The sequence below is a fragment of the Flavobacterium kochi genome, assembly GCF_048286715.1.
Taxonomy (GTDB): Bacteria; Bacteroidota; Bacteroidia; order Flavobacteriales; family Flavobacteriaceae; genus Flavobacterium.
Window position 1 is genome coordinate 1 of sequence record NZ_JBLVPW010000037.1, and the last position, 11,986, is coordinate 11,986.

Genomic DNA, 11,986 nt, shown 5'->3' on the forward strand with positions numbered 1-11,986 from the left:
TCCAGAAGGATTACATTCTACGGTCAACATGTCTGATGGCGCAACTGTCCATGTTGGAGCGGTTGTATCTATGATGGTGAAGGTCGCGTCTTTTGTAATTGAGTTTCCACATAAATCAGTAAGTGTAAAGGTTACCGTTTCTGTTCCTGTTGCTCCACATAAATCGCTTAATCCTGTACTGTCATTTGTTACTGTCGCTGTTCCGCAAGTATCGCTACCAGAGAAGCTCGCCAACCATGTTGTAAAGGCTGCCGCATTTCCAGAAGGATTACATTCTACGGTCAACATGTCTGATGGCGCAACTGTCCATGTTGGAGCGGTTGTATCTTTTGTGTTAATGATCTGGTCTGCTGATGTTGTATTTCCGCAGGCATCGGTAGCCGTCCATGTTCTGGTAATCACAACTGTATTGGCACATGACCCCGCAACCGAACTATCGCTTTGAGTAATCACTACTGTTCCGCAAGTGTCGCTTCCTATGGCTAATCCTGTAGCCACTGAAGAGGTATCTGATGTACATTCCACCGTTACATCTGTCGGCACAATTAATGTTGGAGCGGTTGTGTCTACAACTGTTATGGTTTGAGAAGCAGTAGCAGTTAAACCAGCCGCATCTGTTGCTGTCCAAGTTCTTATTACACTATATTGACCTACACAAGCCCCCGGTGTTGTTGCATCAGTAAAACTCAACGTAGCGCCAGGGCAATTATCAGAAACAGTTGGATTTGAGAATAACGGAGTAGCCGGACAGTTTATGGTTGTAGATCCCCCCACTCCGCTAATTGCTGGAACCTGCGTATCATTAACAGTTACCGTAAAGCTACAAGTAGCTATGTTACCACTCGCATCAGTTACTTTAAATGTATTGGTAGTTACTCCAGTAGGAAATGTCGCACCTGAAGCAAGACCTGCTGTTTGTGTTGTTATTGAACCGCTGCAATTATCTGTGCCAACTGGAGTTGCGTATGTTACTACTGCACTGCACAGTCCTGCACCATTGCTCACGGTAATGTTACCCAGGCAAGTAATGGTTGGCGCCTGATTATCATTAACTGTGACAGTAAAAGAACAAGTGGTACTTCCGCAAGCATTTGATGCTGTAATAGTAACGGTTGTTACTCCTTTATTAAAAATTGAACCACTTCCTGTACCACTACCGCTTCCTACTGTTGTACCAGTAAAAGAATAAGTTATTGTTGGCGCAGGACTTCCTGTTGCTGTTGAAGTATAAGATACCAGAGCTGTACAAACACCAATGTCGTTGTTAACTGAAATATCTGAAGGACATGCAGTAAATACCGGTGGTTGATTTACCGTAACTGTTGCACTACCGCTTGCAGGTGCGCTACAATCTGGTGCATTACCATATTTTACACTTACTAGGTTATAAGTGGTGTTAGAAGTAAGAGCACTAGTATTTAGACTAAAGTTTCCACCATTGTTAAGAGCCGCAGTGATGTCTCCGCCCCCATTAATGTTATAAGTTACCGTTCCGTTATCAGGACCAGTAATTTTTATTGAGGAAGAAGAACCTGAACAAATTGGATCAGTTCCATTAATTGCAATTGTGGCAGTTGGTGCCGGACGAACCGTTATTGTTGCAGTTCCTGAAATGGTATTGGAACAAGTAGGTGTTATCTGATAAACTACACTTACCAAATTATACACAAATGAGCCAGCAGTATTCGTTGGTGCTACTACAATTGCTGTTGTACTTGCTCCAACATCAACTGTGGTATTTAAGCCTCCATTAATATTATAAGTAATGGTAATCGGAAGCGATTGTGGATTAGTGAAAGTTATATTTGGAAAACTTGCATCTTTACAAATCGTAGCTGTTCCACTAATACTTGCTGTCGGTGTAGCTTTTACAATTACTGAATAAATAGCTATGGCTGCTGTACACGGGCTGTTAGATACTGTCATTGTTAAAGTAACAGTATTTCCCGCATCACCTGCTGCTGCCGTATATATTGGGGTTAATGTTGTAGCATTGGTTAATGTTCCCGCACCGTTATGCGTCCACAGAATTGTTCCATTAGAAGAGCTTGCCCCACTTACCGTGGCTGTTCCATTTTGACAAATGGTCTGGCTTCCTCCTGCTGAGGCAGTTGGTGTAGCTTTTACAATTACTGAATAAATAGCTGTAGCTGCTGTACAAGGACTATTAGATACTGTCATTGTTAACGTAACAGTATTTCCTGTATCACCTGCTGCTGCCGTATATATTGGGGTTAATGTCGTGCCATTGCTTAATATTCCTGCGCCATTATGCGTCCATAATATTGTTCCATTAGAAGAACTTGCCCCACTTACCGTGGCTGTTCCATTTTGACAAATGGTCTGACTTCCTCCCGCTGAAGCCGTCGGTGTAGCTTTTACAATTACTGAATAAATAGCTGTGGCTGCTGTACAAGGACTATTAGACACCGTCATTGTTAAGGTAACAGTATCTCCCGCATCACCTGCTGCTGCCGTATATATTGGGGTTAATGTTGTGCCTCCCGATGTAATACTACCGGCTCCATTTTCTGTCCATGAAATAGTTCCATTTGAGGAACTTGCTCCACTTACAGTTGCAGTCCCGTTTTGACAAATGGTCTGGCTTCCTCCTGCTGAGGCAGTTGGTGTAGCTTTTACAATTACTGAATAAATAGCTGTAGCTGCTGTACAAGGACTGTTGGATACTGTCATTGTTAACGTAACTGTGTTTCCTGCATCACCTGCTGCTGCCGTATATATTGGGGTTAATGTCGTAGCATTGGTTAATGTTCCCGCACCGTTATGCGTCCACAGAATTGTTCCATTAGAAGAGCTTGCCCCACTTACCGTGGCTGTTCCATTTTGACAAATGGTCTGACTTCCTCCCGCTGAGGCCGTCGGTGTAGCTTTTACAATTACTGAATAAATAGCTGTGGCTGCTGTACAAGGACTGTTGGATACTGTCATTGTTAAGGTAACAGTATTTCCCGCATCACCTGCTGCTGCCGTATATATTGGGGTTAATGTTGTGCCCCCCGATGTAATACTACCGGCTCCATTTTCTGTCCATGAAATAGTTCCATTTGAGGAACTTGCTCCACTTACAGTTGCAGTCCCGTTTTGACAAATGGTCTGGCTTCCTCCTGCTGAAGCAGTTGGTGTAGCTTTTACAATTACTGAATAAATAGCTGTAGCTGCTGTACAAGGACTGTTGGATACTGTCATTGTTAACGTAACTGTGTTTCCTGCATCACCTGCTGCTGCCGTATATATTGGGGTTAATGTCGTAGCATTGGTTAATGTTCCCGCACCGTTATGCGTCCACAGAATTGTTCCATTAGAAGAGCTTGCCCCACTTACCGTGGCTGTTCCATTTTGACAAATGGTCTGACTTCCTCCCGCTGAGGCCGTCGGTGTAGCTTTTACAATTACAGAATAAATAGCTGTGGCTGCTGTACAAGGACTATTAGACACCGTCATTGTTAACGTAACCGTGTTTCCCGCATCACCTGCTGCTGCTGTATATATTGGGGTTAATGTTGTGCCCCCCGATGTAATACTACCGGCTCCATTTTCTGTCCATGAAATAGTTCCATTTGAGGAACTTGCTCCACTTACAGTTGCAGTTCCGTTTTGACAAATAGTTTGGCTTCCTCCTGCTGATGCGGTCGGTGTAGCTTTTACAATTACTGAATAAATAGCTGTGGTTTCTGTACAAGGACTATTAGACACCGTCATTGTTAACGTAACCGTGTTTCCCGCATCACCTGCTACAGGCGTATATATTGGGGTTAATGTCGTAGCATTGGTTAATGTTCCCGCACCGTTATGCGTCCACAGAATTGTTCCATTAGAAGAGCTTGCCCCACTTACCGTGGCTGTTCCATTTTGACAAATGGTCTGACTTCCTCCCGCTGAGGCCGTCGGTGTAGCTTTTACAATTACAGAATAAATAGCTGTGGCTGCTGTACAAGGACTATTAGACACCGTCATTGTTAAGGTAACAGTATTTCCCGCATCACCTGCTGCTGCCGTATATATTGGGGTTAATGTTGTGCCCCCCGATGTAATACTACCGGCTCCATTTTCTGTCCATGAAATAGTTCCATTTGAGGAACTTGCTCCACTTACAGTTGCAGTTCCGTTTTGACAAATAGTTTGGCTTCCTCCTGCTGATGCGGTCGGTGTAGCTTTTACAATTACTGAATAAATAGCTGTGGCTTCTATACAAGGACTATTAGACACCGTCATTGTTAACGTAACCGTGTTTCCCGCATCACCTGCTACAGGCGTATATATTGGGGTTAATGTCGTAGCATTGCTTAATGTTCCCGCACCGTTATGAGTCCACAATATTGTTCCATTAGAAGAACTTGCCCCACTTACCGTGGCTGTTCCATTTTGACAAATGGTCTGACTTCCTCCCGCTGAGGCCGTCGGTGTAGCTTTTACAATTACGGCCACACTTCCTGCTCCACTGCTCCAGCAAAGTGTTGTATTATTTATTGACCTAATATAATAAGTTCCTGATGTAGTTACATTAAATGTTGGACCCGAGTTCGTATTGCTTGTTCCTGTAGTACTGGTTTGCCAATACCATGTTTCTCCTGCTGGTGGTGTCCCACTACTTGTAAGGGTAACTCCTACATTTGCACATTGTGGAGAATTAGAAGTAGGATTAGTTGGATTAGCTGGTAAAGATTTCAAAGTTTGTGTACCACTTGCAGTACTCGAACCTGATTTAGTTGCTGAACCAGCAGTAATGTTTGTCGCCGTTGTTCCACTAACTGCTACTGTATGTCCATCAGTAACTGATGAAGCAACATCCATGATAATCCAATAATATACAATTCCATTACTATTTAAGAAAGAAAGAGAAAAATTTTGTACACCTGCTGTACTTGGGCTGCTAATTGTGCTTAATAGAGTCGGGGATGTAAAAGTATTAACAGAGGTTCTATATAATTTAAAATTCAAGATTTCAGAAGCAGTATAATTTCCAGTTGTTACAAAACTAATGACTGTTATTGCATCTGGATTTCCACTTCCACTTAAAGAAAAACTATGTATTGGAACTGCAGTAGAGCCTGAACATACATTTGCAGTTGTTACAGAATTGCTTGCAATTGCTAGCGTACCACCTGCATCAGTAAACACCACCTCCGCATGCAAACCACTAATTTGTCCATCCGCCGTAGCTCTTAGGGTAGAATTCAAGCAATCATCCTCACAGACATGCCAAGTAGTAACGAAATTACCATTTTCATCAGCCGTGACGATCCAAGTTCCGTGATCTTCACCTGAATCGGGTGTTTCATCAGCATGCATGACTTGCAAGGTTACGGTTTCACCTGGTGTATAGCCTGTGCCTGTAAAGGTTGCCGTAGTTCCCGGAGCATAATCCGGTTTGTCTGAGGTTAGTGTCTGTCCAAAAGCTCCATTTGCAAAAAACATATTTGCAATTAAAAAAACAATGGTTAAAAATCTAGATTTGAGTAGAATTGTTTTCATATTTATTGAATTAAAATAATAAAATAACGAATACTTAAGCCTAACTGTAAAATGTAAAATCAATAGAATGAGGGTTCTATTTTTGATTTATTTCAATTGAATTACTTTGAAAAAAAATGCTTTTTTTTAACAAAAAATTACTGCATAATCTCCTAAAATTCATAAACTTAAATACTAAATTATGTAATTAAGAATACATTAATCCAATTTTTAATACATTTCCGATTAAAGGAATAAAAAAAACTACCAACTACATCTATTGTAATTTTCAGAAGAAATAAAAAAAAATAATTGGAAAATATAATGGCTTTTGAATCCCATTTTCAATTTGACTTGATGAAAATTAGATTCAATAAATAAAAAACATACCCTTTTTGCTATACAACCGAAAAGGCTTTTTTGCCATTAGCAGCAAGTATATTATAAGTAAGGATACTAAAAAAGAGGTAAACTTATTTTAAGACCATTTTAGAAAATCAAATGGTGCGAAAACGAACTAAAGCCTTTTTGTTTTTTTTAAAAGTAGCTAAACATCCAGTAAACGCTGCCATTTCAGGCGAATTTAATAGTATTAAATCGTTTCCCTACAACTTCTTTCAAACAAGAAAAAAGCAAAAAACCCTGTCCAATTTAATTGGACAGGGTCGTTATTTGTGAAAAAAAAAGAGGTTATTTATTGAATTTAGAGATTCCGGTTTTCAGCCAGCTCTCATATTCTTCCACTCCCACATAACTAATGGTTGGTGTCTCCACATTTAGATTGTTCCCTTCCAAATCTGTTAACACGTACAGCGGTTGGGTATTGGTTTTGTATTTAGAAATCATAAAATCAGTCCACTTATCACCAATGGTTTCAATTTCGGCTCCGGTAGTTTTAGAAATGGAGTGTTCGTTTTTAGGTAATTCTCGTTTGTCGTCTACATACAAAGAAATTAACACAACTTCGTTATTCAAAATAGAAAAAACACGGTCGTCAGACCAAACATTGTTTTCCATTTTTCTGCAATTCACGCAAGCATAACCAGTGAAATCCAGCATAATGGGTTTATGTACCGTTTTGGCATAAGCCAGACCTTTTTCGTAATCATCAAAAACCACTAATCCGTGTGGTCCGCTTTTGGCACCCTCAGGTAAAATGGCAGTAGCCGTTTTAACACCTGAACCTCCAAAACCCATTGGGCTTTCACTGTATTCTAGTGGAGGCGGAAAAGCATTAATCAATTTCAAAGGTGCTCCCCAAAGTCCTGGGATTAAATAAATGGTAAACGTCAAAATTAGCAGTCCCATTAACAATCTTCCTACTGAAATATGGGTCATTGGACTATCGTGTGGCAATGTAATTTTTCCAAATAAATACAATGCTAAAGCTCCAAAAACAGCAATCCAAATCGCCAAAAACATTTCTCTTTCCAATAAATGCAATTGCAAAACCAAGTCAGCATTCGATAAAAATTTGAAAGCCAAAGCCAATTCCAGAAAACCCAAAACTACTTTTACGGTATTGAGCCATCCACCTGATCTTGGTAACGAATGCAACCAACCCGGAAACATCGCAAATAACATAAATGGTAAGGCTAAAGCCAATGAAAAACCTAACATTCCGATAATCGGTGCAATACCTCCTTTGGAAGCGGCATCAACTAGAAGGGTTCCCACAATGGGGCCTGTGCATGAAAAAGAGACAATGGCAAGCGCCAATGCCATAAATAATATTCCTATTATCCCTCCTCTATCCGCTTGGCTGTCTACTTTATTTGCCCAGGAATTTGGCAACATAATCTCGAATGCACCAAGAAATGAAGCTGCAAAAACAATCAACAAAATAAAGAATATAATGTTAAACCAGACATTGGTAGACAACGCATTCAACGCATCGGCACCAAAAATCCAGGTCACTAAAAATCCCAATACTACATAAATGAATATGATCGAAATTCCATAAATAATGGCATGTCTGATTCCTTTCGCTTTTGATTTACTTTGTTTTGTAAAAAAGCTCACGGTCATTGGAATCATCGGGAAAACACAGGGCGTCAGTAAAGCTGCAAATCCCGATAAAAAAGCAATAAAGAAAATAGACCACAATCCCTTTTGAGAAGCTGGCTTAGCAGCTATAGCTTCAGATTTTTCAGGAACTACAATTGCTTCTTTTACTGCAGGTTTTGAAGTTATCGTATCCGCTTTTACTATTTCGCTTTTAATACTACTGGCAGCGGCCTTTGAAATTGTAGGTATTGGAAAATAGAATTTTTTCTCTAAATTAATGCAGGCATCTTTGCAAACCTGATAATTCAAATCGACTTCCACGTTCAGAATCTTCGGATTTGTAATTGTAATCTCTTGCTGGATTTGGGCTTTTTTCTCAAAAAAAGTTTCGTTAACCCCAAAAACATCATTGAAAGCCGTTGTAGTTTTACTTTCTTTGGCTTTACCGACTACAGTGAAATTTCCCTTTTGATTTTTAAAAATCATTTCCAAAGGCAATGGTCCACCATCGGGTGTAAATTGAGAATACAGATGCCAGTCTTTTTCAATAACTGCACTAAAAGTTAACAAATACGTGTTTTCAGATTTTTTTTCAATTTTAGTGGTCCATTTTGCAGGATCAAGAATTTGGGCATTTACCTGGGCAAAAGCAAAAAAGGCAAAAAGTATAAATAGTATTTTTTTTCTCATATGGAAATAATTTGTTTTTATTGGGAATTGCTGTTCGCAAAAGCTAGCGTCGTGAATCTTCGATTTCATTATTCTAATTCTATTTTAAGTATATTTTGTTTTTCGTTTCCTATTCTAAAACGGTTATCCTGACGAATCCCGACAATCCAGACAATTTCATTTTTGGAACATAGAAGCCAGGTATTCTCTTTGTCAATCAACGATAATTTTTCATCTTTGAATAATTTACTCACTTTCTTAGATTTGCCCTCCATCCCACAAGGCTGAAAAACATCTCCTTCATTCCAATGCCGTAAAACCAACGGAAATTGTAATTTATTGGCGTCAACAAATATAGTTTTATTTGAAACGTTACTAATGTCGGCTACTTTATAAATCGAAAGATTTAAGGGAATCTTAACTTCTTGCTGATTTTCTTCAATGAAATATTCCTTCTTTTCATCTGCGAAATCGATTGGGCTTAGAATAAAGGAATCTCTGTCTTTCAACAAACGAAACTCGGGAGAAAAAACCTGCTTACCCGATTGACTTTCAACCAAATCATAAATATCATCCCACGCCGAAAATCCAAATTCTTTCAACCATTGGTACAAATACGATCTGTAATTGGGCAATTTCTTTAATTGATTCAAATCAAAATAGATGTTTTCCTCATCCTGCTTTGCCACTTGCTGGTAAACGATAATTGACGCATCTTCAACCAGACCTTGTGCTTCCTGCAAATAGGTTTCCGTTTTATGAAAAGAAGATAGGAAATTTGGATTTAATTCCTTTAACATTGGAACTACATGATGGCGAATTTTATTGCGAAGGTATTTATCAGATGCATTGCTGCTGTCTTCTCGCCATTGAATCTTATTTTCTTTAGCATACGTTTCAATTTCTTGGCGACAGAACAATAAAAATGGCCGAATCACATTTTCATTTTGCTCCGGTATTCCGGTTAAACCGTCTAATCCGGTTCCTCGTGTAAGATTGATGAGAAAGGTTTCTATGTTATCATCAGCATGATGAGCAGTGAGAATATAATCGAATTTTTCCGTTTCCAATAATTCATAAAACCAGTTGTAACGCAACTCACGCGCGGCAACCTGAGTGGAAAGTTTATAATCTTCCGCAAAGGCTTTGGTATCAAATTGAGTTACAAAAACAGGAAGACTATGAGCCTGCGCATATTCCTGAACAAAATTCTGATCCCCAAAACTTTCTATTCCGCGAAGTTGAAAATTGCAATGTGCGATTGCGATTTCATATTCCAATTGCTGAAATAAATGCACCATAACCATGCTGTCTATACCGCCGCTTGTGGCAAGAAGCAGTTTTTTTCCATTCAAAAACTGAAAATTATGAAGCAGATGGTTTTGGAATTTCTGTAGCATATTCAAAAGTAATTAATTCATTTTGATTTAGCTTAAAACTTCTCGCATTGCTTTGGCTTTAAGCAAACATTCCTCATACTCCTTTTCAGGAATTGATTGTGATGTGATAGCACTTCCCACTGAAAAAGAAATGTATTTTTTTTCCTGATTGTACAAGATGCTTCTGATTACAACATTGAAATCAAAATCACCAGCTGGCGTAAAATACCCTACTGCCCCACTGTACAGACCGCGCTTTGTCTCTTCCAGATCTTCGATGATTTTCATTACCGAAATTTTTGGCGCTCCGGTCATACTTCCCATCGGGAAAGTGGTTTTTATAACATCAACCGCAGTATATCGATGATCTAATTTTGAAGTGACCGTAGAAATCATTTGGTGCACCTGCAAAAAAGAATAAATTTTGCATAACTCTGTTACTGTGACAGATCCTTTTTGCGCTGTATGCGACAAATCATTGCGAACCAAATCCGTAATCATAATATTTTCGGAACGCTCTTTTGGGTCTGAAGCCAATTGAGTTTTTGATTTTTCATCCTCTATGGGATCCGAAAATCGTTTTGCTGTTCCTTTAATTGGCTGCGAAATAATTAATTCCCCTTCCTTTTTCAAATAGCGTTCAGGAGAAGCTGAAAGCAAAAAATGCTTGTTATTCTTAAAAAAAACAGCGAATGGCGGCAGAGAAATCTCGTTCAGCTTTACAAACTTTTCAATGGGATCAATGGTTGCATTTTCGGCAAAAAACTCCATGCAAAAATTGGCTTCGTAAATATCTCCCTGATGAATGTGTTTTAATATTTTGGATGCCTTTTCGAGATAACTGGCTTTTGAAATCCGTTGCTGAATGGTAAGTATCGCTTCTATTTCGACTTTCGCCTTTTTACTTTCCATTATTTCTCCAAAGTCTCCATCCACTTCATCTTCACACATATTGAGGTATTGGATTTCGAGTTCATTTCCCTTCAACAAAAATATTTTTTTAGGCTGAAAGAAAAATAAATCCGGAAAACCCAGTCCATCAAAATTATTGGATTGCAATTGCTCCACGTCATTTTTTAAATCATACGATAAATAGCCAAAAAGCCAGTCTTTAGTAATTTGCTGGTACTGTTTTAAATCTTCGAAACCATTATGATAATCTGTTTTTATGGAAGTAAAAGCATCTGCTGCAAGCAGACAATCATAACTGGAATATCCCTGTGGATAATCATTACTATCCATATAAATAACTTCACGGAATTGCTGTGACCAAATTAAAAGTTGGTGTTTGAAGGCTGCCGGATCGGATATTTGCTTATAAATTGAAACTCTCAAAAACGATTTATTTTAGGATTCAAAATTACAATAAAAAAATTCCATCCAAGAAGCAGTAATCAAAAATTAATTATACGATTTTTACTACAAAATAGAATAACTTTATCTCCCTAAATTGACCCGCCTATTGATAAAAAAATCACTCATATCTTTTTCAATAAAACAACTCCATTTCTTTTAGTAAGTAACTCCTATTTAATCCCTATTTAAAATCAAACCTCCATGAAAACAATTGTAAAATTAAGCGTAACATCATTAGTAATCACAACATTAAGCTTCGACAGAAGATGCAGCACTCGAATCGTCAACGAAGGTAACTGCTGCAGTTTCTTCATCCGCAGCAGTCGAAAAAAAAGGAGATAATCGAAAATTTATTCGCACAGCAGACCTTAAATTTAAGGTAAAAAATGTACCACAATCAACCTACGCTATCGAAAACGCAACCAGTAAATTTGGAGGATATGTTACCTACACTAATTTACAAAGTATCATTTCAGACCAAATAGAATCCAAAATAAGTCAAGACAGCATTCTGGAAACTACAAAGTTTACAGTAGAGAATAGCATTACCATCCGGGTTCCAGTGATTTCAAAACAAATTGCCTTTTTAGATTATCGGCTGATAAAAGCAGATGATGTCTCCATACAAATTATAAAAAACGAATTGACACAAGCTAGGAAAACAAATCATCAAAAACGATTGGAAAAAGCCATTGATAATAAGGGCAAAAAACTAAATGACATCACTCTTGCCGAAAGTGATTTAGAGAATCAGAAAGAACAAAATGATTCCAGCAAAATCGAAAACACATCCTTACAAGACCAGGTAAATTTTAGTACAATACAGTTACAAATCTACCAACCGGAATCCCTAAGACAGGAAAAAATTGCCAATACAAAAGATAAAAGCGATTATCAGACCAATATAGGAATCGAAATCCTGGATGCGTTGAAAAATGGTTGGTATTTGCTTAAAGAAATAATTATTTTTATCTTCAATCTTTGGTCAATTTTGTTAATAGGAACCGTTGGTTTTATTGTTTATAAGAAATATTTGCATAAAAAAAATTAAAACTGTTAAAAATCAATGGTTTTCGTTTTAAAAAATTAATTATCTTTATATC

5 protein-coding genes are annotated in these 11,986 nt (G+C 38.3%); 1 reads left to right on the plus strand and 4 read right to left on the minus strand.

The window, feature by feature from the left end:
• From ACNQGH_RS20190 to ACNQGH_RS20205, 4 genes are all read right to left on the minus strand, one after another.
• On the minus strand, window positions 1–5,493 hold a 5,493-nt coding region (locus ACNQGH_RS20190), incomplete at its 3' end, for a beta strand repeat-containing protein (protein WP_417957821.1).
• Between the two features lie 669 nt (window positions 5,494–6,162).
• On the minus strand, window positions 6,163–8,169 hold the full coding sequence (locus tag ACNQGH_RS20195) for a protein-disulfide reductase DsbD family protein (protein WP_417957822.1): 2,007 nt from the start codon (window positions 8,167–8,169) through the stop codon (window positions 6,163–6,165).
• A 68-nt stretch (window positions 8,170–8,237) separates the two neighbouring features.
• Window positions 8,238–9,548, minus strand: coding sequence for a tRNA lysidine(34) synthetase TilS (gene tilS / locus ACNQGH_RS20200; RefSeq protein ID WP_417957823.1), 1,311 nt, complete (start codon window positions 9,546–9,548; stop codon window positions 8,238–8,240).
• A gap of 27 nt (window positions 9,549–9,575) precedes the next feature.
• The gene (locus ACNQGH_RS20205) at window positions 9,576–10,862 is read right to left on the minus strand and encodes an anthranilate synthase component I family protein (RefSeq protein WP_417957824.1); all 1,287 of its coding nucleotides are present in this window, start codon (window positions 10,860–10,862) and stop codon (window positions 9,576–9,578) included.
• A gap of 373 nt (window positions 10,863–11,235) precedes the next feature.
• Between ACNQGH_RS20205 and ACNQGH_RS20210 the strand changes: the two genes are divergently transcribed.
• Window positions 11,236–11,934, plus strand: a complete 699-nt coding sequence (locus ACNQGH_RS20210; protein WP_417957842.1) for a DUF4349 domain-containing protein — start codon at window positions 11,236–11,238, stop codon at window positions 11,932–11,934.
• Window positions 11,935–11,986 lie beyond the last annotated feature (52 nt).

What these genes read in the sequence shown, in the direction of transcription:
- ACNQGH_RS20195 (WP_417957822.1), bottom strand. Translation starts at nt 8,169, where the DNA reads ATGAGAAAAAAAATACTATTTATACTTTTTGCCTTTTTTGCTTTTGCC.
- tilS (WP_417957823.1), bottom strand. Translation starts at nt 9,548, where the DNA reads ATGCTACAGAAATTCCAAAACCATCTGCTTCATAATTTTCAGTTTTTG.